The organism is Actinoplanes sp. NPDC026670 (assembly GCF_040638175.1).
GTDB lineage: Bacteria > Actinomycetota > Actinomycetes > Mycobacteriales > Micromonosporaceae > Actinoplanes.
This window is the reverse complement of sequence record NZ_JBEZXU010000001.1, coordinates 79528-105052: the sequence shown is the minus strand read 5'-3', so window position 1 is coordinate 105052 and position 25525 is coordinate 79528. Positions and strand designations below refer to the sequence as shown.

Here is a 25525-nt window from a genome sequence, read left to right as displayed (position 1 = left end):
ACGTGCCGCAACTGTTCCTGCTGGCCAACCTGTTCATCATGGTCGCCTATGCGGCGATCATGGTGTCGATCGTGGTACCCGTGCACCGGGCCGGGCAGCTGGGCTCGAACAAACTCGCCACCGCCACCGCGCTGATCTTCTTCAGTTGCGCGGTCGGCCACGGGTTCCACTCGGTGATGGCGTTCCAGGCGCTGGTGGTGCTGCGGGAGACGCACGTGCACCAGGCCGGCCCGGCCTGGTCGGCGGCGTCGGCGCTCTGGGACGCGTGCACGGCGGCGGTCGGCATCTACTACTGGACGCTGCGCCGCGGGTACGGCGTGCTGCTGCAGAAGGGCGCGATCTACGTCGACCCGTGGGGGCAGATGCGGCTGGACGAGGCCGACGCGCGCGAGCGGGCGGCCCGGGACCTGGCCGAGGCGCACCAGGCGACGCTGGCGACCGTGGTCGAGGACAGCGCCGACGCGATCATCGGGCTCACCCCGGACGGCACGATCAACGCGTGGAACGGCGGCGCCGAACGGATCTTCGGCTGGACCGCCGCGGAGGCACTGGCCCAGCCGGCCTCGCTGCTGGCCGGCCCGGACGGCGCCGGGCAGCAGGCGGACATGCTGGCGCGGATGCGGGCCGGGGAGGGCAGTTTCTCGTACGAGGGACGCCGCCTCCGCAAGGACGGCCGCCCGGTCGAGGCGGCGTTCACCGTCACCCCGGTGACCGACCAGGCCGACGCGGTGATCGGGGTGTCGGTGATCGCCCGGGACGTGTCCGCCGAGAAGGAGGCCGCGGAACGCCAGCGCGCCGTGCAGGAACGCAGCGACCAGGCCAAACGGATGGAGAGCCTGGGCAACCTGGCGGGCGGGGTGGCGCACGACTTCAACAACATCCTGGCGATCATCGCGAACTACACCGACTTCGTGATCGACGAGACCCGGGACCTGCCGCACGTGCAGGCCGACCTGGCGCACGTGCGGACCGCGGTGGACCGGGCCACCAGCCTGACCCGGCAGCTGCTCACGTTCACCCGCGGCGACACCATCCAGTTGCGTGACGTCGACCTGAACGGGGCGATCGCCGAGGTGCACGCCGTCCTGGAACGCACCATCGGCGAGCACATCACGCTGATCGCGGTGCCGGCGCCGGCGCCGCTGTGTGTGCACGCCGACCCGGGCCAGGTGCACCAGATCCTGCTGAACCTGGCGATCAACGCGCGGGACGCGATGCCCGACGGCGGAACCGTGGTGCTGGAGGCGAACGTGGCCGCCCTGGACGGCGAGGAGCTGAACATGCAGCCACCACTGCCGGGCGGGACGTACGCACGGCTGCTGGTCAGCGACACCGGGGAGGGCATGGCGCCGGAGACCGCGGCGCGGATCTTCGAGCCGTTCTTCACCACGAAACCGCGCGGCCGCGGGACCGGGCTGGGCCTGGCCACCGTGTACGGCATCGTCGCCGAGGCGGGCGGCAGCATCAACGTCTACTCCGAACTGGGGGTGGGCACCACGTTCCGGATCTACCTGCCGATCTCGGCGGCGGCCGGGGCGACCCCGCCGGCGGCCCGCACCGACGCGCCGCCACGAGGGGACGGGCGGACCGTGCTCGTGGTCGAGGACGAGGTGGCGCTGGCCCGGATCATCACCCGGATCCTGTCGAACGGCGGGTATCAGGTCCGGATCGCCGCCAACGGGGCCGAAGGGCTGCGGGTGTTCCAGGAACACGGCTGCGACCTGCTGCTCACCGACGTGATCATGCCGGAGATGACCGGGCCGAAACTGGCCGAACTGGTCCGTGCCGAGCATCCGGACATGCCTGTGCTGTTCATGTCCGGATACAGCAACGGGCTGCTCGGCACCACCCACGTGCTCGACGACGGGATCGCCTTCATCGAGAAGCCGTTCACCAGCGGGGATCTGCTGCACAAAGTCTTCGACACGATGTGTGTTCGCCACGATGTCACATGACATCTGTCATGGCTGATCGCTGACTCCGGCGACTGCCCGCCACGGTCCGGATCGCGAACCATTGATGCATGAGCACACAGACGATCGAAGTGGACGGCCTCCGCCAGCGGTACGGGGATTTCGAAGCAGTACGGGGCATCGACTTCAGCGTCGGCGGCGGGCAGCTGTTCGCCCTGCTCGGCACGAACGGGGCCGGTAAGACCACCACCATGGAGGTGCTCGAGGGGTTCCGGCCGGCCGCTTCGGGGAGCGTGCGCCTGCTGGACGCGGACCCGTACCGGAACCGGAAGGCTCTGCGGCCCCGGGTCGGGATCATGCTCCAGGAGAGCGGCCTGATCGGCGACCTCACGGTGGCCGAGACCGTCGACCTCTGGCGCGACCTGCACGCCCACCCGATCTCCCGGGCCGACGCCCTGAAACGGGTCGACCTCACCGACAAGGCCGGCACCGCGGTACGGCAACTGTCCGGCGGTCAGAAGCGCCGCCTCGACCTGGCGCTCGCCATCGTCGGCCGGCCCGAGGTGCTGTTCCTCGACGAGCCGACCACCGGCATGGACCCGGAGGCCCGCATCGCCACCTGGAAGCTGATCCAGGAGCTGGTCGCCGGCGGCACCACCGTGCTGCTCACCACCCACTACCTGGAAGAGGCCGAACGGCTCGCGGACCGGATCGCGATCATGCACCGGGGTGAGATCCGGATCGCCGGAACGGTGCCCGAGGTGGTCGCCGGGCACGGGGACCGGATCGCCTTCCGGGTTCCGGCGCACACCCCGATCGACGCCCTGCCCCGGCTCGACGGCCGGCCCCCGGAGGTCGCCGTCACCGACGGCCACCCGGCCGCCCGCTGGACGGTCACCGACGGCGACCCGGACGGCCGGGCCCACCGGGCGGTGGCGACGCTGCTGGCCTGGGCCGCCGCGCAGAACGTCACGCTGGACCGGCTGTCGGTCCGCCCCGCCTCCCTCGAAGACGTGTTCCTGAGCATCGTGGAGAACCAGTGAAGACCGACCTCGCGCACATCTACCGGCTGGCCCGCCTCGACCTGACGATGATCTTCCGGAACCGGTCGGCCCTCACCAACGCCGTGCTCATGCCGCTCGGTGTCGCCGCGTTCCTGGTGTTCAGCGCCGGGCAGGGCGACCGCGACGCCGTCGAGTTCATCCTGACCGGACAGATCGCCGGGCTGCTGATGTTCGCCCCGCTGGTGAACCTGGCCGGCTTCTACACCAGCCGCCGTGAGGAGCTCGTCCTGAAGCGGCTGCTCGGCGGGCCGGCGTCGGCAACCGCGATCCTCGGCGGCAGCGCGGCCGGCGCCACCGCGGTCTACCTGCTCCAGGCGCTCGCCGTCGGGGTCGCGCTCGTGGTGATGGGCTTCGGGCTGCCCGGCAACCCACTGCTCGTGCTGATCGCGGCGCTCGGCGGGGCGGCCGTGTTCGCGCTGCTGTCGATGGCGATCTCCGGACTGAGCTCGTCGGGTGAGCTGGCGCAGCTGGCGACCGTACCGGTGATGCTCGTCTGCCTGATCCTGTCCCCGGTGATCGTGCCGGCCGGCGCCTTCCCGGACCGGCTCCAGCAGATCTCCGAGTACCTGCCGCTGACCCCGATCGCCGACCTGGTGCGGGCCGGCTACGGCGCCGGCTTCGAATGGACGTCGCTCGGTGTGCTGGCCGCCTGGGTGGCCGTGGCCGCGGTCCTGGCCCGGCGGTTCTTCCGCTGGGACCCGCGGCGCGGCTGAAAGCTAGGGTGTCGACATGACCGGCGCGATCCAGCGGGCCCAGCGGATCACCATGTGGAGCCTGAGCTTCAGCCTGATCCTGGCCTGGTTCGGGGCGCTCGCCGGGCTCAGCCTCTACGCGACCGAGAACCGGCTGTCCGGTCCCCGGGTGGCCGTGGCGCTCGCGGCGATGGTGGTCTTCACGTGGTCGATGGTCCGGCTGCTCCGTGCGGTGTCGATCTTCTGGCCGCGGCTGGCCCGCCGCAGCCGGATCGACACCACGATCTCCGGTGCGGCCGTGCTGACCATCCTGATCGCGCAGGACGCCAACCCGGCCGGCTGGGGCATGATCGCGATCGCCTGGGTCAGCCTGGTCACGGTCCGCACCAACCGGATCATCACGGTCCTGCTGGCGCTCGGCACCGCCGCCGTCGGCATCACCGTCGGGTTCGTCAACCCGGGCCCGCAGGCGCTGCCGATCGGCGCCTACGCGGTCATCTACGGCGTCATGTGCCTGACCCTGCCGTGGGCGAACAAGCTGTGGATCTGGATCCTCGACCTCGCCGAGCAGGCCCACCACAGCAAGGACGCCGAGGCCCGGCTCGCGGTCACCGAGGAACGCCTGCGGTTCGCCCGTGACCTGCACGACCTGGTCGGCCACAGCCTGTCGGTGATCGCCGTGAAAAGCGAACTGGCCGGCAAGCTCACCACCATCGACACCGACCGGGCCGCCGCGCAGATGGCCGAGGTGCGTGCGCTCGCCCAGGACAGCCTGCGCCAGATCCGGTCGGCGGTCCGCGGGTACCGGATCCTCGACCTGGCCTCCGAGATCGCCAGCGTGCAGGCCATCCTGGAGGCCGACGGCGTCCGCTGCAAGGTCGACCTGCCGGACGGCGCGGTCGGCCCGGAGGCGGCCGGGCCGTTCGCCTGGGTGGTCCGGGAGAGCGCCACGAACATTCTGCGGCACAGTTCGGCCAGCTGGTGCACGGTCACCCTGTGGGCCGCCGACGGTTCCGCGGTCCTCGAAGTCGTCAACGACGGCGCCGGCCCCGCCGTCGACCAGGGCGGCACCGGCCTGGCCGGTCTCGCCGAACGGCTCACCGCCGTCGGCGGCACCCTCACCGCCCAGCCCACCGGCGACGGCCGCTTCCTGGTCCGAGCCACCGCACCGTCCGGGGTCGCCGGGGCCGCCGCACCCTCCGCACCGTCCGCTCCACCTTGGGAAACCGCATGATCCGGGTACTGCTCGCCGACGACCAGCACCTCATCCGGGAGGCGCTGGCCATGATGCTGGAGTTCGAGGAGGACCTCACGGTGGTCGCCCAGTGCGGCCGCGGCGACGACGTGATCCCGGCCGTCACCGCGCACGACCCGGACGTGATCGTGCTGGACATCGAGATGCCCGGCCTCGACGGGCTCACCGTCGCCGAACGGCTCCCCGGCCGTGCCATGCTCATCCTCAGCACGTTCGCCCGGCCCGGCTACCTGCGCCGGGCCATCGCCGCCGGGGTGCGCGGCTTCATCCCGAAGGACGCCTCCAGCGCCGAACTCGCCGAAGCCATCCGCCGCATCCACGCCGGCGGCCGCTACCTCGACCCGGAACTCGCCGCGTCGGCCATGATGGCCGGCGAAAGCCCGCTCACCGACCGTGAACGCGACACCCTCTCCCTGGCCGCCTCCGGCGCCTCGGTCGCCGACATCGCGACCCGGCTGCATCTCACCGAGGGCACGGTCCGCAACTACCTCTCGAACGCGATGACCAAACTCGGCGCGCCCAACCGGCTGACCGCGATCCACCAGGCCCAGCGCATGGGATGGATCTGATTCGGTACGGCGTCGGCCGCCCCCACCCGCAACCCACCCCTCCCCTGGCCACCACGCGACGTCTCCCGGCCCCAGACCGAAACGCGCCCGCCGGGCCGGTTGCGTGCCCACCCCCAAACCCGAGCGTGCCAACCTACGGTCCGAACCGCACCACGACCCGGCACACAAACCAGGCCGCACAGCCGCGTGCCGACCTACGGCCCAAACTGCACCACGGCCCGGCACAAACCCGCGCGTGCCAACCTGCGGTCCGGATCGCACCACGGCTCGGCACAAACCCGAGCGTGCCAACCTACGGTCCGAACCGCACCACGGCCCGGCACACGAACCAGGCCGTGCAGCCGCGTGCCGACCGGCGGTCAGGTGGCTGTCGTGTTGAACTCCTTGATCCGCGCCGGCAGGTCGGCCAAGGTGTCGATCCGCATGGTCGTTTCCAGCTCCACGCGGGGGTCGTCCTGGTGGATGTGCGCCCAGGGGCCACGCCTGATCAGCGCCGTCCGGAAACCCGCCGCCGCCGCGGGGAGCACGTCGTTCTCCAGACGGTCGCCGACGTAAAGCGTCTGCTCCGGGCCGAACGGCACCCGCTGGCGGACCGCGTGGAAGAACGCAATGTCCGGTTTCGACACACCCCAGTCCTCGGACGTCCCGATCATGTCGGCCGGCAGGTCGAGTGCCCGCAGATCGCCGCCGGCCCGGACCGGCTGGTTCCCCGCGATCCCCACCCACAGTCCGGCGGCACGCAGAGCGGTGAGCGCCGGCCGCACATCCGGATAGAGATCGCTCTCGCCGAACCCCTCGGCCTGCCCGGCGTCCGCTCGCCTGACCCGCTCCGCCGCCAGGTCGAACCCCGGCCGCAGCAGCTCGAACGCCCGCCGATGATCAAGCCCGGCGGCGATCACCGCACCGAACACAGCCGAGAACGTGTGCCGCGGCACCCCCATCCAGTCGGCCCACTCCCCGAAGATCCGGGTCTCGTCCACAAGGCACTCGCCGACATCGAAGACCACCGCTCGGATCATGCCGTCAGCTTAGGTCCCATCTCCGACGAAAAAGCGTCACGATCTCCTGGACTTCCACGATGACGGCCGCCGACCTTCGGCCAGATGCGGCGGCCAACACTCGGCCCAGCGCGGCCACCAGCACTCGGCCCAGCGCGGTCGCCGGCACTCGGCCCGGCGTGGTCGCCGGCGCTCGGCCCGGCGTGGTCGCCGGCGCGACGACCAGCGCACACAATGCGGCAACGTGCGATTTCACCCTCGTCGGAACGACGACAGGGGCACGCAGAGGGGACAACGTGTGCGCACGTCCCCGTCAGAGCGAAGCAGGCGCACACGATCGGCGAACGTGTGCGCTGACCACCGCTCCGGCCAGCGGATGCGCCCTCGGCGGTCCGCTCCCGGCAAAGCCTGGACGGCCATCCAAGGCGAAGGTTGGAGGCACGTGCGAAGGGCGGCACGAAAGAGTGGTGGCGGGTGAAACGGGTGGGGGTGGGCGGCGAAGGATGGGGTGGGGGCGTCAGGCGGGTTTCAGGGAGACGGGGATGCCGTTCAGGACGCTGTTGCCGGAGAGCGGGTCGATGATCAGCTCGTCGGTGAGGATGTTGGAGTTGACGCCGGGGCTGGTGGCGGCGACCGACAACCGGGTGCCCGGCGCGTCGTGGCCCCAGCCGTGCGGGAGGCTGACGACGCCCGGCATCACCCGGTCGGTGACCTCCACCCGGACCGTGAGTGAGCCGGCCCGCGAGGTGACCTGGGCCGGTTCGCCGTCGGTGAGCGACAGCCGGCCCGCGTCGGCCGGGCTGACCTGGAGCGTGCACCGGTCACGGCCCTTGATCAGCGCCGGCACGTTGTGCATCCAGCTGTTGTTGGAGCGCAGGTGGCGGCGGCCGACGAGAACCAGCTCGTCGTGCCGGCGGCCGAGCGCGGCGTGCAGGCGGGCGGTCTCCTCGACCAGCGCCGGCACGACGAGCTCGACGGTCCCGGACGGGGTCCGCAACACCGCCGGGATACGGGGCCGCAGCGGGCCGAGGTCGATTCCGTGCGGGTTGTCGAGGAGTTGTCGCAGGCTGAGCCGGTACGCCCCGGTGCGCAGTGCCACGTCGAGAAGACGCTCGGCCGGGTGGTCGCCGGTGATCTGGTCGTGGAGTTCGGCCGGCGCCTTGGCCAGGGCCTGCTGGAGCAGGAAGTCGTGCAGCAGGGCCGGGTCGCCGTCCGGCTGGCCGGAGACCATCAGCGTGAGCCGGGCCAGGATGTCGCACTCGTCGGGTACCGCCGGATCGGGCGGCAGAACCGGCGGGGAGTACGCCGCGAAGTTGCGCACCGACAGCGCCAGGAACGAGAAGTCGTAGTGTCCCTTGCGGGCGGCGTCGGTCGGCGGCAGCACCACGTCGGCGTGCCTGGTCGTCTCGTTCAGGTACGGGTCCACGCTGACCATGAAGTCCAGCCCGGCCACGGCACGGTCGAGACGGCCACTGTTCGGGGTGGACAGCACCGGGTTCCCGGCGATGGTGAGCAGCGCGCGGACCTGCCCGTCACCAGGTGTCTCGATCTCGTCGGCCAGCGTGGCGACCGGAAGCTCACCCTTCACCTCGGGCAGCCCGCGAACCCGGCTGTGCCAGCGCCCGACCCGGAACCCCTTGCCGCGTTTGGCCTCGTCGGCCAGGTGCGGGGCGAGCGGGAACATCACACCGCCGGGCCGGTCGAGGTTGCCGGTCAGGATGTTGATCACGTCGACGAGCCAGCTCGCGATGGTGCCGAACTCGACCGTGCAGGTGCCGATCCGGCCGTAGACGGCGGCGGTCGGGGCGGCGGCCAGCTCACGGGCCAGGCCGCGGATCCGGTCGGCCGGGATCCCGCAGGCGGCGGCGACGGCCTCCGGGTCGAAGCCGGCGGCGAGCTCCTTCACCGCGGAGATCCCGCTGACGTGCCCGGCGATGTCACCCAGGTCGACCAGGTTCTCCGCGAACAGCGTGTGCACGATGCCGAACAGCAGGTACGCGTCCGCGCCGGGCCGGATGAACAGGTGCTCGTCGGCGTGCGCGGCGGTCACCGTGCGGCGCGGGTCGACGACCACGAAACGGCCGCCCCGCGCCTGTAGCGCCTTGAGCCGGCCGGGGAAGTCGGCGGCGGTGGCGAGGCTGCCGTTCGACTCCCACGGGTTCGCGCCGAGGATCAGCATGAAGTCGGTATGGTCCACGTCCGGCACCGGAATGATCAGCGGATTGCCGAACAGGTAGCCGCACGACACGTGTTTCGGCATCTGGTCGACGGTGCTCGCCGAATAGACGTTGCGACTGCCGAGCGCACGCAGCAGCGGGGTGACGTAGAGCCCGCCCGACATGGTGTGCGCGTTGGGGTTGCCGAGATAGACGGCGAGCGCGTTCGGCCCGTACCGCTCAAGAATCGGGCGAAGACCTGCCCGGACCGCGTCGAAGGCCTCGTCCCAGGACGCCTCGCGGCCGTTGACCAGCGGCTGCCGGAGGCGGTCCGGATCGTGCGTGAGCTGCGCGAACGTCGCGCCCTTGGGACAGACGAAACCGTGGCTGAAGACGTGCTCGCGGTCGCCGCGGGCGGCGGTCACCCGGTCGCCGTCGACGGTCAGCTCGAGACCGCAGGCGGCCTCGCAGAACGGGCATGTCCGGTACGCGGTCCGCATGGTTCTCTCCCGACGCTGGGTTACCGGTCAGTATCGTTGCACCGACCGTGAAAGAACACCCCCGGTGCCGGACATGAGACAGGGTGGACCTCGTGAACGTCGACTCGCGCCGGGCGCGGTTCGAGACCCTGGCGCCGGCGGTGATCGACGCCGTCCGGCGCTACCTGGCCCGGCGCACCGACCCGGCGACCGCCGACGACGTGCTCTCCGAGACGCTGCTGATCTGCTGGCGCCGGTTCGACGAGATGCCCGCCGAGCACCTGCCCTGGGCGTACGGGGTGGCCCGCCTCTGCCTGGCCAACGCCGAACGCGGGCAGCGCCGCCAGTTCCGGCTGCTCGCCCGGATCACCCGGCTCGACCCGCCGCCACAGGTCGTCGACGGGCCGGCGCCTGCCGACGACGAACTCGCCGCGGCGCTGCGCCGCCTGCGGCCTGAGGAAGCCGAGATCCTGCGGCTGTGGGCGTGGGAGGACCTGGCGCCGGCCGGGATCGCCGTCGCCCTCGGGATCACCGCGAACGCAGCCTCGATCCGGCTGCACCGGGCCAAGGAGAAACTCCGAAAGACCATGACCTCTTCCGGACATGAGGAGTCGACAGAGGGGAGCCGGCCGTGACCGACGACGACGATCTGCGGGCCCGACTGCGGAGTGCCGACCCGGCCGCTTCGCTGGAACCGGCGTCCCCCGCCCAGGTCGCGCATCTCGTGGAGGAAACCATGTCCAGCCGCTCGAACAAGTGGGCGCTGCCCGTCGCTGCCGCCCTGGTACTGATCGCCGGCGGTGCCGCATGGGCGGTGACCAGGACGGACACACCGACTCCGGCTCCGACACCGGCGATCGCGATGTCGCCCCGGCCGGCCAAGGTCGTCGAGCTCACCGCCACCGGGGTGCAGGCCAAGTGCCGGGAACCACAGCCACAGCAACTCGCCACGTCCGCCGACTTCGCCTTCGAGGGCACCGTGGCACTGATCGACAACGGCCGGGTCACCCTGAAGGTGTCGCACGTGTTCCGCGGTGCGACGGCCGATGACGTCGTCGTCGCGCAGGCCGGGGACAGCTCCGAGACGATGCTCGGCAGCGGGAAGTTCGAGACGGGAAAGACCTACCTGGTCTCCGCCGCCGAAGGCACCGTGATGATCTGCGGCTACAGCGGCGAAGCCGACTCGATCGGCCTGCGCGAACTCTACGAGGCGGCCTTCTGAGCCGGCATCTATGAGGCGGTCTTCTCGGCCGGCTCGTTGATGACCGGGTGACGCAGGCCCGGGTGGTCCGCCGGCAGGTTGCGGCGGATCACCCACCAGCTCACCGCCAGACATGCTGCGACCAGCGGCCCGGACAGCACGACCCGCGCGGTGCCCAGCGCCGCCAGATATCCGGCCTGATAGAGCGGCAGGAACACGGCCACCCGGATCACATATTGCGCGACCCACACCCAACTGCCCCGCGAATATGCCTTGAGCAGCGCCGGGTCACGCCGCCACCTGGTCCGCTGGCCGAGCACGGTGCCGACCACGATCCCGAGCAGCGGCCACCTGACGACGATGCTGATGATCCAGACGAGGGCGCTGGCCCCGTTGCTGAGCAGCTGAAGCAGGAAGAAATTCTCCGCCTTGCCGGTGTACAGGGCGATCAGCGCGGCGACACACACCACTAGCAGCCCGATCAGCACGGCACGCGGTTTGTCGCCTTTACGCAGCCGCCAGGCCGACAGCCCGATCGCGACGATCACGGCGGCGATCGCACCCGCCCAGATCGAGTCGCCGAAGGCGAGCCAGCCCACCACGAACCCGACCGCGGGCAACGACGCGTCCACCGCGGCCCGCCGCCCGTTCAGCAACTCCGCCAGCGATTCCGGTTGCGCCATGTCCACCCGCCCCTGAAGAGGTTAGGGCAGCCTAACCCGCGCCTCCACCCCAGTCGACGTCAGGTAGGCGTTTCTCTCACCCTTCCTTCCCGATCTTTCCGGTACGGCTACCCGAACCCGATCGAAGCTGACCGCGACGCAGGCCCGTCCCCGGGCCGAAACGCGACCGCCGGGCTGAAGCCGTTGGTCACCGGCTGGTCGTGAACGCTCTCTCCGGCCCACGCAAACGGCGGCTGGCTCCCACGGCTGTCTCGGTGCGCTCGAGACGGCCGTGGGAGCCAGCCGGGGTTTGATCTTCAGCGGTTCTTGGGGAGCAGGCCGGCTGAACGCATGGCGGCCCGCAGCGGGTCGAGTGGCTCACCGGCCGGGGCGGTGAGGGTGATCCGGCTCGGCCTGTTCTGGTCGCCGTCCCGGCTCGAATCGGAACCGTCGAAATGTCCGGGATACCCCGTCGGGCTGCCCGGGTGGGTTCCCATCGGCGCACCCATGTGGCCTCCCATCAGGCCGCCCGGGTGGCCTCCGAACGGCCCGCCCATCTGACCTCCGATGGGGGAGCCCATACCGGCACCCATCGGGGAACCGATACCGGCACCCATCGGGGAGCCCATACCGGCGCCAATCGGGGTGCCCAGCTGGGCGAAGTGCGGGTGGCCGACGGTGGGGACGGCCACCGGGATCAGGCCGGACTGGGCCATCATGGTCCAGAGTTCGGCCAGGATCGGGTGTGCGGGCGGGCTCGTCGTCACCGGTGGGATCAGGCCCAGGGCGGCCACCGCGTCGGGCAGGCCGGCGCCGCTGCGCGTCGGATCGCCGAGGGCCAGCGGGCGGCAACTGGTCCGGATGAGCTCGAAGAGGCGGTCGACACGGTTGCCGTCCCGGCCGGCGAACCGGCCCCGGAAATCCGGGTGGTGGGCCAGCAACAGGGCGGCGAGCCCGGTCACGTACGGGGCCGCGAACGACGTCCCGTCCCAGGCCGCGTACCCGGAGGCCGGCACCGACGACACGATCGCGACGCCCGGCGCGCACACGTCGACCTCCGGCCCGTGGCAGGTGAACGAGGCGGAGAAGTAGCCGTCGACGGTCGGCACCCCGTACACCCGGGTGGCGTGATAGCTCTCCGGCGGGTAGTCGCCGAGCCGGCCGATCGCCGCGACCGCCAGCACCGTCGGCAGCGACGCCGGGAACATCACCGGGCCGCCGGTGCTGCCGGCCGCCGCCACGCAGGCGATCCCGGCCTGGCGGGCCTGTTCGATCTTGCGGGCCACCAGCAGTGACGGCTGCGCGTTGCCGAGGCTGAGATTGATCACGTCGATCTGGTCGGCGATGCACCTGTCGATCGCCTCGATCAGGTCGCTGAACCGGCCGCCGGGCAGGATCCGGCACGAGTGCAGCACCGCCTCCGGGACGACACCGACGATGCCGTGGCCGTCGTCGGCGCCGCCGATGATCCCGGCGACGTGGGTGCCGTGCCCGACCGGGTCCGCCCACTGGTCTCGGTCGCCGACGACCCGGCCGGCCAGGTCGGGGTGCTCGACGGAGGCGCCGGAGTCGACGATCGCGATCCGGACCCCGTCACCGCGGAACGTCGGCGGCAGCGCGTCGAACCGCATGGCCCGGCGCGCCCAGCCGTCCAGCGGCCGCTGCGGGAACCCCGGGAACGTCTCGGCGAACGACGGGCAGGTCACCAGGTTGGGGTGGTCGACGGTGAGGGCGGGCCGGCCCAGCCACACCGCCCAGTAGTCCTGGCGGGGTTTGACGTGCACCCCGTCCATGGCGTGCAGCACCCCGGACGGGGTCTCGATCGTCACCGTGCCGTCCGGGCCGGTGACCCCGCGCAGCAGGAAGGTCTCGCTCATCAGGTAGATCTCGGCGCCCTCGAGCGGGCGGCCGTCGCTGCCGGTCACCAGGAACGGGACGCGGACGGCCTCGCCGGGCGGCATCACCCCGTGGTCGGGCATCGGGCCGGCGTAGCGCAGCGGCAGGTCCGGTTCGACGTGGGCGGCGCCGGAGGCGGTCAGCATGGCGGCCCGGTCGGCGTCCATGTCCACCACGGCGAAACTGGGCACGGTGGTGACGACGCGGTGCACGGTGGTGGCGGAGTCCTCGCCGAGCCTGGTGAAGAAGCGGTCGGCCTCGGGCGGGGCGCCGAGCGGCGCCACCAGGTAGCGCTCGCGCCGCGAGCCGACCGGGACGGCGGAGTTGTGGTCGGTCATGGTCCAGCTCCGGTTCGATTGGGGTGCGGCCGGACCCGGTGGTACGGGATCCGGCCGCGGTGATTCGATGCGTTACAGAGCGGGTAGCCCCGGTACGGTGGCGCGCAGATGCTGCACCGTCTGGAGCACCGCGGCCGATTGGTGCAGGCTGGCCGCGTACTGCTGTGCCGCGTACTGCTGAACTGCCGTGACCAGGCCCGGCGCCAGGGCCGCCACCTGCGGCAGGACCGGTGAGGCCGCCTCCAGCCAGCGGTAGCACCGCTGAATGCTCGCGGCCGCCGGTTGCCGCATCGCTTCGACGGTTGGTTCCGTCATCGGCCCGAACGGCATCGTGCTGAGGTAGGTCACGGCCGGCTCCGGGTCAGTTCCACATCTGCTGGCCGTACGGCGAGCCGAAGCTGCCGTACAGGGCGCCGGGGTGACCCTGCTGCCAGTGCCGGGCGATCGCCTGCTGGATCTGTTGCTGTTGGACCTGCTGGGCGATGGCCTGCTGGATCTGCTGCTGCTGGACCTGCTGGGCGATGGCCTGCTGGATCTGCTGCTGCTGGACCTGCTGGGCGATCGCCTGCTGGATCTGTGCCTGCTGCACCTGGTTGGCGATGGCCTGCTGGACGTGCTGCGCGATGGCGTACTGGAGGTGGTGCTGCTGCTGGAACGGGAACTGGGCCTGCTGGCCGAACTGCGGAACCTGCTGGAACGGGTACTGGGCCTGCTGGCCGAACTGCGGGACCTGCTGCCCGTACTGGCCCATCAGCGGGTCGAGCCCGAAGCCCGGACCGTACGTCGCGCCGAGGAACTGCCCGCCGAGAGCGGAGCGCATCGGATCGCCGAGTGCCGTCGCCGGATTGGTCGGCGCGTACGTAGCCGTGCTCATGGTGTTTCTCCCCTCGGTCTGCGGGCGGATCCCCGATGACCCGCCCGCGTGCCGAAACGCAACGTAATCGAAACAATTCGGGGAGTCATGGGAGTTCGGGAAACTCAGCGGCGGCCTCAACTGACGAGGACACTGAACGCGCCGTCCGGTGACCAGCGGCTTCAGCCCGGCGCCCGCGCTGGAGGCCGCAAGCCCGGACCGCGTCGCGGCGTGGTCCGGGACGGCGTGGTCCGGCGGGGAGCGGTGGCCGTACCCGCTAAGGGGTCTTCTCCGCCGGAAGCAGCAGGGTGGGGCTGGGCCGCTCCCAGACGCGGGCCGGGTCGTTGAGCGGGTCGACGTGCCAGAGCAGGACCGGGACGGTGGCCTCGACGAGGCGGCCCTCGGCGACCGTGGCGACCGAGCCCTTGGTGGACAACTGGAGGCCGCTGATCTTGAGGCCGGCCAGGTATTCGGCGGGTGGGGGACGGCTGTCGCGCCCGGCCGCGGGCAGCAGCGCGTCGGCGAGCAGGACCGCGTCCCAGGCCGGCAGCAGGAACCCGCCCAGGTCGTTGGGGTGGCAGGGCTGGCTGGTCGACTTGGCGGCGGCGTCCAGGGTGCAGGCGTCGCGCAGTTCGCCGCTGGCGGCCGCCTCGGGGGCCCGGTCGGCGCAGGTGAAACGCTCGCCCTGGGCCATCCCGAACAGGTCGTGGAAGTGTTCGATCTGCCTGGTCAGGATGTCCAGCGAGGGGTCGGTGAGCGCGGAACAGCCGGGACCGCCGACGTAGTAGTCGACCGGGAAGTCGGCCATGCTCACCGCGCGCATCTGATAGTTGGCCATGAACCGGCTGACCGAGCCGTCCGCGATCACCAGGCGCGGCCGGGCGTGCCCGCACACCTCCTTGATCCGCTGGACGAAGTCGGCGAACCTGGTCCAGCGGTCGGCGAAGTAGATGACCGTCGGCGGGCCGGGAGCGCCGTCGCAGATCGTCTCGTCGATCCGGTCCAGGGCCGGCAGGTGCCTGGTGCTCGCCTTGTCGTTCGGGTCGACGGCGGCCAGCAGGTCGTTGACCAGCGACGTGGTGTAGAAGTCGGTGGCGTTGGGCTGCTGGTAGATGTCGAGCCGGTAGCCGTCCGGGAACTCGTCGGCCAGGCGTTCCGCGGTGTCCCTCGCGTACTCCAGATTCGGCGGGGCCAGCTGGAGATAGCCGGGCCGGTCGACGAACGGGCGGCCGGGCGCGCCGAAGTCGGCCAGCAGGTTCGGGGCGATGAACGGGATCCCGGCGGCGAGCAGGCTGTCGATCGCGTTCTGCGTGGTGTCCCGGCTGTCGCCGCCGCCGATCACCACGAGCCGGTCGCCGAGGGCGTCGCGCTGCTTGATGATCATCTTGGCGATGTCGCCGGCGTGCCGGACGTCCTGGGTGGCGTCCGCGATCACCACATGCAGATGGTGTTCGGTGGTGTCCGCGATGTGTTTCTGCGCGAACAGCATGGCCCGCAACTGGTCCCGCTCGGACGGGTAGTCACGGCCGTCCGCGCAGCCGGTCCCGCCACCGGGCGGCGGGTCGCAGGAGAGCGCGCCCAGCCAGACCACGGTCAGGTCACCCTCGGCCAGCGGCTCGTTCGCGTCGAGGATGGCACGTTCGAGCTTCGTGGTGACCGGGTCACGCCCGAACGCGGTCGCCGCGAACACCCCGGCGTCGGCGGTGTCGAGCAGCCCGTAACAGCGGCTGCCGTCGGCGGTCGCCCGCAGCACGGTGATGCCGGTCGAGGTGGGCAGCGTGTAACAGTCGTGCATGACACCCGGCAGCCAGTCGGCCCGGGTCCAGCCGAGATACCCGAGCAGCAGGGTCAGCACCGCCAGCACCGCCTGGTGGGTGATGGTCAGGGCGGGCTGCTTGAACAGGCCGACCAGCTTGTCCGACACCAGCACCGGCAGGATCACCGCGGCCAGCGACACGGCCAGCGCGCGGGCCTCGGTGCTGCCCTGGAAGAACGTGGCCACGAAGACCGTCGCCGCGGCGAAGACGACAGCCGTGGTGCCGAGCACCAGGACCAGCCGCAGGTTCGGGCTGAGCAGGGTGGCGATCACCACCAGCGCCAGCGTCACCAGGATGGTCCAGACCCCGACGTACCCGGTGATCCCGGCGTGCACGACCAGCACCAGCAGACCGAGGGTCGCGGCCAGCCGGGACCGGGGACGGTCGGCGATGAAGGCCGGCAGGCTGGGCGCGTCGACCGCTGCGCCGGACAGGGCCGTACGCACCCGCGTGCCCAGCCTCAGCAGCGCCCACAGAGCCGCCGCCGAGGCCAGGACCAGCACGATCGACCAGAAACCGGCCGCGCCGGCGAGCAGCGACCGCACCACGATCAGACCCGCCAGCACCACCGCGGCCACCCGGAGGAGCACGTCCGCGGTCAACAGTGAACGCAGCAGACGACCGCGGTCGGACATCGACACCCCTCTCCGTCGGCGAGTGCTGCCGATGGTAGGGGGAAACGTCGACTACAGCCGGGAGGCCTCCGCCTCGATCGTCGTGTCGTCGCCGTGTCCGGTGTGCACGACCGTCGACGGCGGCAGCGCGAACAGCCGCTTGCGGATCGACTCGACGATCAGATCGGCGTCGGAGTAGGACCGGCCGGTCGCGCCCGGACCGCCGTTGAACAGGGTGTCACCGGTGAAGACCTGACCCAGCTCGGCCGAGTAGAGGCAGACCGCGCCCGGCGCGTGACCGGGGGTGTGCAGCACCTCCAGGGTCGACCCGCCGACCTGGATGCGGGCGCCGTCGGCGAGATCGATGTTCCACCACACGTCCTTGCCGTGGGTCAGCTCCCACAGCGGCCACTCCGCCGGGTGCAGCAGGATCGGCGCGCCGGTCCGGTCGCGCAGCTCCGGGGCCACCCGCACGTGGTCGTCGTGGGCGTGGGTGCAGACGATCGCCACCAGCCGGCGCTCGCTGACCACCTCGAGGATCGCGTCCACGTCGTGCGGGGCGTCGATCACCACACATTCCTCGTCGTCGCCGACCACCCAGATGTTGTTGTCGACGTCGAAGGTCTGACCGTCCAGGCTGAAGGTGCCGGAGACGACACCGTGATCCACACGCAGCATTCTCCGATTGTCCGCTAAGCACTTTCGCATCCGGGAGCGTTACTAGGGCATGTCTGCGAACCATTTTCAACCTGGCATCGAGCCGGAAGGCTCGCGGTCGCTGGAATGCGAACGGCAGGCGCGGCCTCGCCACGTTGAAAATAGTTCGTTCGACGAGTTCGTGGCGGCACGTCTCGGGGCGCTGCTGCGCTACGCGACCGTGCTCACCTGTGACCCGCATCAGGCCGACGACATCGTCGGCGAGGTGATGGTCCGGGTCTCCGCACGGTGGCGGCGGATCGCCGCGATGGACCAGCCGGAGGCGTACGTGAAACGCATGGTCCTCAACGAGTTCCTGTCCCTGAGGCGCCGGTGGGGGCGGGTCGTCCCGATGTCCCACGAGCAGCTCGACTCCCGGGCCGCCGCGATCGACCCGCTCGCCGAACGGCAGGAACGCGACGAACTGGTCCGCCGGGTGGGCGCGCTGCCGGCCCGGCAGCGGGCGGTGATCGTGCTGCGCTACTTCGAGGGCCACACGTTCGACGAGATCGCCGAATTGATGGGAAGCCGGGCGTCGACGGTACGCGCACAGGCGTCGACCGCGCTGGCCAAGCTCCGGTTGGAGGCCGAGGTCCGATGAGGGACGAAGACATGCTCCGCGACGTGCTGTCCACGATCGCCGGCCGGGCGCACGATCCGGGACCGGTGGCGGCCGGGATCACGGCCCGCGCCCGCGCCCACCGGCAGCGCCGGGGACTGCTCGTGGCGTCGGCCGCGGCGGTCACCGGGGTGGCCGGCGCGGTGGCGCTGTGGCCCCGCCCGCACAACCCCCAGGCGCCGGCCGTAGCCCCTTCCCCCGCACCTTCGGCCGAGCCACCGATCAGCTATCGGCCGGCCTGGCTGCCGGCCGGATTCGTCGAGGTCAGCCGCTCCAGCGCCGGCCCGGCCACACAGACCCGCACCTGGCAGCGCGGCGACGACCGGATCCTGCTGTTCGTCACTCCTCGGTCGGAGTTCGACCCGGCCGGGTTCGAATCCGTCATCCTGGGCGGCCGCCAGGCGTGGGCCCACCAGGGGCCGGGCAAGGTGTTCGTCGAGGTCGGCGACGGACTGGTGGTCAGCGTCTCAGTGCCCCGGACAGACTCCGACGGCGCGGTGGCCAGGAAGGTGGCGGCGTCGATCGTGCCCGATCCCGGTGCGGTCGCGGTGGTGTCGCTGTCGTTCGGCTGGCTTCCGGCGCGTTTCGTCCGCCCGGTCCGCGCCGAACTGAGCGGAACCGCGGATCGGTGGCGGGAGGCGATCCGGGTGGACGGGTCACCCGAGGCTTTGAACATGATCGAGGCCGAACTGGTCTGGGAGTGGTCCACGTCCAAGGGCACCCCCGCGACCCTGCGTGGCCTGCCCGGGGCCGTCTACCTCGGCGATCCGAACGTCGGCTGCCCCGACCTGCCCGGAGCCGAAAAAACATGTCCCACTTTTTCGGCATTCGCCACGGTCGACCTCGGTGGCGGCCGCATTCTTCGGATCAAAATCGGCCTGGGGTACGAGGTGAGCCGCACCGAACTCATCCGGATCACGAACGAGATCGTCCTCGGGCCGGCGCCGGACACCTCCTGGCTGCCCCCGAGCTGATCAGTCGTCCTCGCGAGTCCGCAGCAGCGGCAGGCCCTGAGCGCATCCGGTCAGCTCCACCTTCACCCGGTCACGCCCCCGGAAGGCCCGGAACTCGCCCTCGTCGTCGTCCTGCTCGTGCACCTCGAACCCCTGCGCCGGCGACATCGAGACGATCCGCCCGCACTCGGCGACCACCGTCCCGCCGTCGGTCCGGAACGACCTGGTGGTGGCCACCGGCGGCGAGGAGGTCTCCGACGGCGCCGCGCTCGTCGGCCGGACCGTCTCCTCCAGCGCCCGCCGCACCTCGTCCTCACTGACCGGGTCACCCGGCCGCGACGTCAGCAGCCCCGACCCGACCAGGCCGATCCCGACCACACCGACCATCACCGCGAGGAACGCCGCGACGATCCAGCCGAGGACGATGACCAGGGGAAGCCGGCCCAGCCGGTCGAGGAGACGCACCCGGTCACTATCCGCCGCCGGACGCTAAGGCGGGCACCGGACACCGCTAAGGGAAGGTTAAGAACGGCATTTCGGTACGGTCCAGCGGCTACCGTGCAGCCGTGGCGAGACTCCTGCTCATCGAGGACGACCCGGCGATCCGTACCACCCTGCTCCGGGCCCTGCGCGAACGCGGGCACGCGGTGGCCGCCGCCGCCGCGGCGATGGAGGGGTTGCAGACCGCCCTCGCCGAACGGCCCGACCTGATCGTCCTCGACCTGGGGCTGCCCGACCTCGACGGGCGTGAGCTGCTGCGCATGCTGCGGGCGGTCAGCCGCATCCCGGTGATCGTGGCGACCGCCCGCGACGAGGAGACCGAGATGGTCCGGCTGCTCGACGCGGGCGCCGACGACTACGTGGTCAAACCGTTCACCGCCGCCCAGCTCGACGCCCGGATCCGGGCGGTGCTGCGGCGCGGCGGCAGCACCGAGACCAGCCCGGTGCTCGACGTCGGCGGGCTGCGCATCGACCCGGCCGCCCGCACCGTCACCCTGGACGGGACAACCGTCGAACTCACCCCGCGCGAATTCGACCTGCTGCACCACCTGGCGCTGCGGGCCGGGCAGGTGGTCACCAAACGGGAGTTGCTCAGTGAGGTGTGGCAGGTGCCGTACGGCGGCGCCGACAAGACCGTCGACGTGCACCTGTCCTGGTTGCGCCGCAAACTCGGCGAGACCGCGCAGGAACCCCGCTACCTGCACACCGTCCGCGGGGTCGGCGTCAAACTCAGCGAGCCGGCGTGAGAGCCCGGCTGACGCTGCTGGTCGCGGCGACCACGGTGCTCGTGCTGCTGGCCTTCCTGGTGCCGCTCGCGGTGCTGGTCCGGCAGGTCGCCCAGGACCGGGCGCTCGGACGGGCCGACGACGTGGTCCAGTCGATCGTTCCGCTGGCCGCCACCGGTGACGTCGGGGCGCTCCGGCTCACCGTGGAGGCGCAGACCGTGCCGGTGACGGTCTTCCTGCCCGACGGAACCGTCCTCGGCACACCCGCCGCGCCCACCCCGGCCGTGCTCCTCGCCGCCGCCGAACACGGGTCGCTGACCGTCACCACCACCGCCGGCCAGGAACTGGTGGTGCCCGTCGTCGGCGCGACCGGCGCCACCGTGGTGATCCGCACCCTGGTCACCGACGCCGAACTGACCCGCGGCGTCACCCGGGCCTGGGCCACCCTCGCCGGGCTCGGGGTGACGCTCGTGCTGCTCGGCCTGTTCGTCGCCGACCGGCTGGCCCGCACCATCATCCGCCCGATCACCGAGCTCTCCGCCGTCTCGCACCGCCTCGCCGGCGCCGAACTCACCGCCCGCGCCGACCCGGCCGGGCCACCCGAACTGCGCGAGGTCGCCGGCGCGCTCAACCATCTCGCGGGCCGCATCCAGGACCTGCTCGCCGCCGAACGGGAACGCGTCGCCGACCTGTCCCACCGCCTGCGCACCCCGCTCACCGCCCTCCGGCTGGAGGCCGAGTCCCTGCGCGACCCCGACGAGTCGGCCCGGGTCGCGGCCGCCGCCGACCAGCTGGCCCGGGCGGTGACCGCGGTAATCCAGCAGACCCGCCGCGCCGACTCGCCCACCGCCGCAACTGCCGCGGCCGCCGCGGCGGCCGGCTGCGACGCGACTGCGGTCGTGGCGGCACGGGTCGCGTTCTGGGCGGTCCTCGCCGAGGACACCGGCCGCGCCCTGCACCAGGAACTACCGTCCGGCCCGGCCCCGGTCGCGGTCGCCGCCGACGACCTCGCGGCGGCACTGGACGCCCTGCTCGGCAACGTGTTCGCGCACACCCCGGACGGGACGGCGCTGTCGGTTCGCCTGGCCGCCCACCCGGGCGGCGGCGCGTCCCTCACGGTCGCCGACGAGGGTCCGGGTTTCCCGGCCGCCTTCCCCACGGCCCGGGGCACCTCCGGCGGCGACTCGACCGGCCTGGGCCTGGACATAGCCCGCCAGATAGCCACGACTTTCGAGACCAGTCCCCCCGGCGCCGGCGGCGCGTCCATCCACCTGACCCTCCCCGGTACGCCGCCCACCTGACCCACCCGCACCCGATCTGTGACGGGGCGCGGTGTCCCTCCCCACAGATCTCGTGAGGTTTCGCCTGGCGGGGAAGAGTCTTCAGGACTTTCGCCGTATCCGGGTTCGATCCCTCTGCTATGCGATGTCTTCCCGACCAGCCTTCGGACTACCGAACCGTCCCGCATGCGACTGAGGCGCCGGGCCAAAGCCGGAGATGTCCTTTTCACAGAGGAGTAGGCCCCCGTCAGCCTTGTAGATCTTGCACGGTTCTCCACCTGCGCAGCGATCTTGCACGATTGATCAAGTGTGGGCGTGATTTGTCGTGCAAGGTCTTCTACGCCGGGGAGACCTTGCAGCTTTCTTCCTGTCGGGGCGCGGAAAAGGCTGCAAGATCGGCGCGAGGGTGAAGATTCGTACAAGATCCCCGGGCGACGAGCAGTTTGCCGGGGAACAGTTGCCGGCCGAGGAGACGTCTTCCGCCTGAGGGCTGTCCTTCTCAAGCGGAGGTGGCTGCGCAGAAGACTCCATAAGGCATCCGAGGGTCACGAGGCCGTCTGGTCACGGGGTTCCCACCGGCCCCGCTTGGATGCGGGGCCGGATCGGGGTAGCCGGATTCAGAAGTCAGTCGTCGCTGCCCCGGCCGCGATTGTCATCGCCGCCCTTGTCGTCGCTCCCGCGACCGCGGTCGTCACTGCCCTTGTCATCGCCGCCTCGGCCGCCTTTGTCGTCACCGCCTTTGTCGTCGCTCCCGCGACCGCGGCCGTCCGCGCCGTTGTCATCGCTGCCCCGACCCCGGCCACCCTTGTCATCGCCGCCCTTGTCGTCGCCGCCCCGGCCACGGCCACCCTTGTCGTCGCTGCTTCGGGACCGCTGGCCGCCCTTGTCGTCGGTGGCGCTGCTGCGGTGGGTGCTGCTGCTCTTGTCGTCGCTGCCCCGGCCGCGACCCCGGTCGTCGTCGGTGCGGTGGCGGGTCACCTGGCCGGTGGCGGCGTCGACGTCGACGTCGTGCTCGACGCCGTTGACGATCACGTCGACGTCCCAGACGAGACGGCCGTGTTCGGTCTCCCGCTCGATCGACTCGACCCGGCCGCCGCCGGCCGCCCGGATCGCGATCCCCCTGGCCTGCTCGGCGGTCACCGCGGCGCCGGCCGAGGACGACGGACGCGCCGAGTCGCCCGAACCGGCCGACGCGGACGGGCTGGCCGAATCAGACGGGCTCGGCGAATCGGACGGGCTCGCCGAATCGTCAGCGCCGGCTGACACTGAAGGGCTCGCCGAGTCGTCCGACGGTGATGGGGAGGCGGCGGCGGAGGGACGGCTGTCGTCGGCGGAAGCGAGGGCCGCGCCCCCGAATCCCAGCGCCGCCAGCAGGCCGGCAGTCATCATCACGGCGGCGACGTTCTTCTTGACCTTCATCGTTCTCCCCCTCGGGTGGTTCGTCCGTCCGGTGTTCCGGACAGGGAGAACAATCGCGGGAAGATCGCTATGGGCGCGCTGTGTGAACGTTAAGGCCGGGATAACGCCGTTCCAGCCGGGCGAAGATCCACGCGGCCGGCGCCAGCAGCCCGGCCGACACCAGCAACGAGACCGGGATCGAGGTACGCCCGGCCAGCGCGCCGAGCGGCGGCCCGCCCACCACCTGCCCGATCGCGTCGAACTGGCTGTTGACGGAGAGCACGGTGGCCCGCGACGACGAGTCGATCCCCCGGTTGAGCCAGGCGGATTGCAGTGGCCCGGACAGCGCGCCCGCCGCGTTGCGGGCCCACAGCGCGCCGACCGCCACCCACAGCGTCCCGGCGAGAGCGAACGCGGCCATCCCGGCGACCTGCACGACAGTCAGCACCGCGAGCAGCCGGGCCGGGTGATCGTTCTGGGTCAGGCCGGCTCGTTCGGCGGCGTAGTTCGCGGCCAGCCCGATCAGCTGGCCGACGATGGCGAGCCCGGCGAACCAGACCGCCGCCGGCCACACGTCCGGCAGCGACGGCAACAGGTGCGCCGTCCACAACCTGTCGAACGCCTCACCGGACAACCCCACCAACAGGCTGAACAGCAGGAACGAACGAACCAGCGGCCGTTCCCGGGCCTGCCGCAGCCCGGCCGCCAGGGTGGTCCGCATCAGCCCGAAGGTGAGCCGTTCGTCCGCGGCGGCCGGGGTGAAGTGCGGTTCCCGCATGAGCGCCACCAGGACGAACGCGAGCACAAGGTAGCCGCCGCCGGCGAGCAGCATCGGCAGCCGCAGGTCGAACACGCCGACCGCGCCGGCCGCCACCGAACCGAGGACCATCGCACCCAACTCGAGCCGCTCGCCGCGTAGGAAAACGTGCGTGAGCTGCGCCTCCCCCACCTCGTCGGCGATCCACGCCTCGATCGCCCCGGACGTGAACGTGTACCCGATCCCCCACACGACCTGCGCCGCGAGAATCCAGCCGAACACCGGAAGACCACCCTGCAAGAGCAGGGAAAGACCGATCAAAATCAGTCCCAGCTGTACGGACAGAGTCCGCGACCGTGCGTCGGCGAGCACCCCGGTCGGCACCTCGCCGAGGAAGCAGGTGATCTCCATGACGGTGCCGACGAGCACCAGCTGGACCGGTGACAGTTCCGCCACCCGTACGTGGAAGACGAGCAGCAGCGTGAACGCGAACGTCCACAGGAAACCCGACACCGCGGTCAGCAGGTAGTAGACGCGCTGCTGACTCAACCGGCACACACCTCGATGAACGGGACCACGGCGGACACCGTAATCCGGCTATCCTGCGCGGTACCAATGAATATCCGTCGTATCGCCCCGCTGCCCCTGCTCGCCGGACTGCTGCTCAGTGGGTGCGCGGCGCCCGGCACCAGCCCCGAGACCGGCCGGTCCACCCCGGCCCGGCCCGCGCCGTCGCAGTCCGTGACCCGCACCGCCGATCCGGTGGCCCGATGCATCGACGGGCTGATGATCTCCATCGGCGGTCAGGACGCCGCGTCCGGGCTGCGCGCCGTCGGTATCGAACTGCGCAACTGCGGCGGGAAGCCGTACCAGATCAAGGGTTATCCGGTTTTGAAGGTCCTCGATGAGGATCGCAAGCCGCTCGAACTGCGTGTCCTGCACGGTGTCGGCGAGGTCACCGTCCTGCCGCCGTGGCAGGTGGAGCCGAAACAGGTGACGATCGCGCCCGGCGCGTCGGCGACCGCGCTGCTGGTGTGGCGCAACCTGACGACCGACAGCGAGACGGTGGCGATCGGTGAGTTCCTGCGTGTCGCCGCGGCCGACGGGCTGCCCGAGCACCTGCTCGCCCTGCATGTCGACGCCGGCAACACCGGCAAGGTCGCGATCAGCCCGTGGGTCAGCGAGCCCTGACCGGGGAGGAACCGTGGGCAGCTATGCCGAGCTCGGCGACGCCGTGCAACCGGCCGACGAGGAGCAGCACAGCGACCTGACGCCGGGTGAGATCCGGTTGCGCCGGCTGCTGGCCGCCGGTGGGGCGATCGCGGTGGTGGTCGGCCTGCTCGTGTTCGTGCCGCGGCTGCTGCGCGACGAGCCGCCACCCCGGTGGGATCCGCCGGGCTGGGCGGCGCCGGTGTTCCCGTTCGAGCCGTCCGAACCGGCCGGCGAGCCGCAGATCTTCGTCAGCGGCCCGCAGATGACTGCGGAATTCTCGGCCGGTGGCCGGATGATCAGCGTGACGGTGGCCGGGCAGAGCCCGAAATGGAGCATCGACCTCGTCGAGGAGCATCCGGCCGACGTCGGCGGGCGGCCGGCGACCGTGCGCACCGCGCCGAACTCCGTGGGCGTGGTCTGGCAGCTCACCGACAGCCGCTGGCTGATGGTCGACGGCAACACGACCGAGGACGAGATCCTGGAGTTCGCCCGCGGGCTGCGGCCCGGGTCCGTGTCGTCGCCGGCTCCGTTCGATTTCGCCGAGGTGCCGCCCGGCCTCACCCTCCAGCAGCAGAGCCCGTGGATGATGTGCCTGGCGTCGCCGGAAGCCGCGGCCGCGGCCGTCCCGCCGTCCGGGATCTGCGCCTATCTGCCCAGGTCACCGGACCGGCTCCAGCCGCTCCCGGACGCCGAGCCGGTCATCGTCGGTGGATTGAGCGGGCGCTACCGGAAGAACCGGGACGGCGGCGAGATGCGGGTCGACCTCGGCGACGGCCGGATCCTGGACGTCTACTGGGACCGGACCATCCGCCTGGGCCGGGACGGGGTCATCCGATTCGCCGAGGCGACCGGACTCACCGGGTAGGTGACAGGATGG

At 71.4% G+C, this 25525-nt stretch carries 24 protein-coding genes; 13 read left to right on the top strand and 11 right to left on the bottom strand.

Annotated elements, in window-relative coordinates; translation table 11 throughout:
- The first annotated feature begins 2 nt into the window (after positions 1 to 2).
- The 5 genes from AB0E94_RS00475 to AB0E94_RS00455 all read left to right on the top strand — a co-directional run bounded on the left by AB0E94_RS00475 (position 3) and on the right by AB0E94_RS00455 (position 5493).
- Entirely contained in the window at positions 3 to 1955 is a 1953-nt protein-coding gene (locus tag AB0E94_RS00475) for an ATP-binding protein (RefSeq protein ID WP_360320139.1), read from the top strand.
- Positions 1956 to 2023: 68 nt separating this feature from the next.
- Positions 2024 to 2956, top strand: a complete 933-nt coding sequence (locus AB0E94_RS00470) for an ABC transporter ATP-binding protein (RefSeq protein ID WP_360320136.1) — start codon at positions 2024 to 2026, stop codon at positions 2954 to 2956.
- A complete protein-coding gene (locus tag AB0E94_RS00465; RefSeq protein WP_360320133.1) occupies positions 2953 to 3690 on the top strand; it encodes an ABC transporter permease in 738 nt (245 codons plus the stop codon). Before AB0E94_RS00470 ends, AB0E94_RS00465 begins: the two co-directional genes overlap by 4 nt.
- Positions 3691 to 3706: 16 nt before the next feature.
- A complete protein-coding gene (locus tag AB0E94_RS00460) occupies positions 3707 to 4903 on the top strand; it encodes a histidine kinase (RefSeq protein WP_360320130.1) in 1197 nt (398 codons plus the stop codon).
- The gene (locus tag AB0E94_RS00455; RefSeq protein ID WP_317787186.1) at positions 4900 to 5493 is read left to right on the top strand and encodes a response regulator transcription factor; all 594 of its coding nucleotides are present in this window, start codon (positions 4900 to 4902) and stop codon (positions 5491 to 5493) included. Before AB0E94_RS00460 ends, AB0E94_RS00455 begins: the two co-directional genes overlap by 4 nt.
- A gap of 359 nt (positions 5494 to 5852) precedes the next feature.
- Here the strand turns inward: AB0E94_RS00455 and AB0E94_RS00450 are convergent, their stop codons facing one another.
- A complete protein-coding gene (locus tag AB0E94_RS00450; protein WP_360320126.1) occupies positions 5853 to 6512 on the bottom strand; it encodes an HAD family hydrolase in 660 nt (219 codons plus the stop codon).
- 496 nt (positions 6513 to 7008) lie between these two features.
- A complete protein-coding gene (locus tag AB0E94_RS00445; protein WP_360320123.1) occupies positions 7009 to 9147 on the bottom strand; it encodes a molybdopterin oxidoreductase family protein in 2139 nt (712 codons plus the stop codon).
- Positions 9148 to 9239: 92 nt separating this feature from the next.
- On the opposite strand from AB0E94_RS00445, the gene AB0E94_RS00440 reads away from it, so the two are divergent.
- Positions 9240 to 9761 carry a sigma-70 family RNA polymerase sigma factor gene (locus tag AB0E94_RS00440; RefSeq protein ID WP_360320120.1) on the top strand — a complete coding sequence of 174 codons (522 nt, stop codon included), beginning with the start codon at positions 9240 to 9242 and terminating at the stop codon, positions 9759 to 9761.
- The gene (locus AB0E94_RS00435) at positions 9758 to 10348 is read left to right on the top strand and encodes a hypothetical protein (RefSeq protein ID WP_360320117.1); all 591 of its coding nucleotides are present in this window, start codon (positions 9758 to 9760) and stop codon (positions 10346 to 10348) included. Before AB0E94_RS00440 ends, AB0E94_RS00435 begins: the two co-directional genes overlap by 4 nt.
- An 8-nt stretch (positions 10349 to 10356) precedes the next feature.
- Here the strand turns inward: AB0E94_RS00435 and AB0E94_RS00430 are convergent, their stop codons facing one another.
- From AB0E94_RS00430 to AB0E94_RS00405, 6 genes are all read right to left on the bottom strand, one after another.
- Positions 10357 to 11010 (bottom strand): DUF3159 domain-containing protein, encoded by a 654-nt coding sequence (locus tag AB0E94_RS00430; protein WP_360320114.1) that lies wholly within the window; start codon positions 11008 to 11010, stop codon positions 10357 to 10359.
- Positions 11011 to 11306: 296 nt separating this feature from the next.
- Complete coding sequence (locus AB0E94_RS00425; protein WP_360320111.1) at positions 11307 to 13223, bottom strand: S8 family serine peptidase; 1917 nt, start codon at positions 13221 to 13223, stop codon at positions 11307 to 11309.
- Between the two features lie 72 nt (positions 13224 to 13295).
- Positions 13296 to 13571, bottom strand: coding sequence for a hypothetical protein (locus AB0E94_RS00420; protein WP_360320108.1), 276 nt, complete (start codon positions 13569 to 13571; stop codon positions 13296 to 13298).
- Between the two features lie 13 nt (positions 13572 to 13584).
- Positions 13585 to 14097: a hypothetical protein gene (locus AB0E94_RS00415; RefSeq protein WP_360320105.1), complete on the bottom strand. Its 513-nt coding sequence runs from the start codon at positions 14095 to 14097 to the stop codon at positions 13585 to 13587.
- A 256-nt stretch (positions 14098 to 14353) separates the two neighbouring features.
- Entirely contained in the window at positions 14354 to 16528 is a 2175-nt protein-coding gene (locus AB0E94_RS00410) for a hypothetical protein (protein ID WP_360320102.1), read from the bottom strand.
- Positions 16529 to 16579: 51 nt separating this feature from the next.
- Entirely contained in the window at positions 16580 to 17185 is a 606-nt protein-coding gene (locus AB0E94_RS00405; RefSeq protein ID WP_360320099.1) for an MBL fold metallo-hydrolase, read from the bottom strand.
- A gap of 100 nt (positions 17186 to 17285) precedes the next feature.
- Here AB0E94_RS00405 and AB0E94_RS00400 point away from each other — a divergent pair, with 100 nt between their 5' ends.
- Together AB0E94_RS00400 and AB0E94_RS00395 are read left to right on the top strand one after the other, a co-directional pair.
- Positions 17286 to 17804 carry a sigma-70 family RNA polymerase sigma factor gene (locus AB0E94_RS00400; protein WP_360320815.1) on the top strand — a complete coding sequence of 173 codons (519 nt, stop codon included), beginning with the start codon at positions 17286 to 17288 and terminating at the stop codon, positions 17802 to 17804.
- On the top strand, positions 17801 to 18796 hold the full coding sequence (locus AB0E94_RS00395; RefSeq protein WP_360320096.1) for a hypothetical protein: 996 nt from the start codon (positions 17801 to 17803) through the stop codon (positions 18794 to 18796). Before AB0E94_RS00400 ends, AB0E94_RS00395 begins: the two co-directional genes overlap by 4 nt.
- Here AB0E94_RS00395 and AB0E94_RS00390 read toward each other — a convergent pair whose 3' ends face one another.
- Entirely contained in the window at positions 18797 to 19240 is a 444-nt protein-coding gene (locus tag AB0E94_RS00390; protein WP_360320093.1) for a hypothetical protein, read from the bottom strand.
- A gap of 101 nt (positions 19241 to 19341) precedes the next feature.
- Here AB0E94_RS00390 and AB0E94_RS00385 point away from each other — a divergent pair, with 101 nt between their 5' ends.
- Both AB0E94_RS00385 and AB0E94_RS00380 read left to right on the top strand, forming a co-directional pair.
- Positions 19342 to 20022: a response regulator transcription factor gene (locus AB0E94_RS00385; protein ID WP_360320090.1), complete on the top strand. Its 681-nt coding sequence runs from the start codon at positions 19342 to 19344 to the stop codon at positions 20020 to 20022.
- Complete coding sequence (locus AB0E94_RS00380; RefSeq protein WP_360320087.1) at positions 20019 to 21302, top strand: HAMP domain-containing sensor histidine kinase; 1284 nt, start codon at positions 20019 to 20021, stop codon at positions 21300 to 21302. Before AB0E94_RS00385 ends, AB0E94_RS00380 begins: the two co-directional genes overlap by 4 nt.
- 603 nt (positions 21303 to 21905) lie before the next feature.
- On the opposite strand, the gene AB0E94_RS00375 is transcribed toward AB0E94_RS00380, so the two are convergent.
- Together AB0E94_RS00375 and AB0E94_RS00370 are read right to left on the bottom strand one after the other, a co-directional pair.
- Positions 21906 to 22700 carry a PepSY domain-containing protein gene (locus AB0E94_RS00375; protein ID WP_360320084.1) on the bottom strand — a complete coding sequence of 265 codons (795 nt, stop codon included), beginning with the start codon at positions 22698 to 22700 and terminating at the stop codon, positions 21906 to 21908.
- 67 nt (positions 22701 to 22767) lie between these two features.
- A complete protein-coding gene (locus AB0E94_RS00370; protein ID WP_360320081.1) occupies positions 22768 to 23985 on the bottom strand; it encodes an MFS transporter in 1218 nt (405 codons plus the stop codon).
- Between the two features lie 66 nt (positions 23986 to 24051).
- Between AB0E94_RS00370 and AB0E94_RS00365 the strand changes: the two genes are divergently transcribed.
- Together AB0E94_RS00365 and AB0E94_RS00360 are read left to right on the top strand one after the other, a co-directional pair.
- Entirely contained in the window at positions 24052 to 24627 is a 576-nt protein-coding gene (locus AB0E94_RS00365) for a DUF4232 domain-containing protein (RefSeq protein WP_360320078.1), read from the top strand.
- 13 nt (positions 24628 to 24640) lie between these two features.
- Positions 24641 to 25513, top strand: a complete 873-nt coding sequence (locus AB0E94_RS00360; RefSeq protein WP_360320075.1) for a hypothetical protein — start codon at positions 24641 to 24643, stop codon at positions 25511 to 25513.
- The last annotated feature ends 12 nt before the right edge of the window (positions 25514 to 25525 follow it).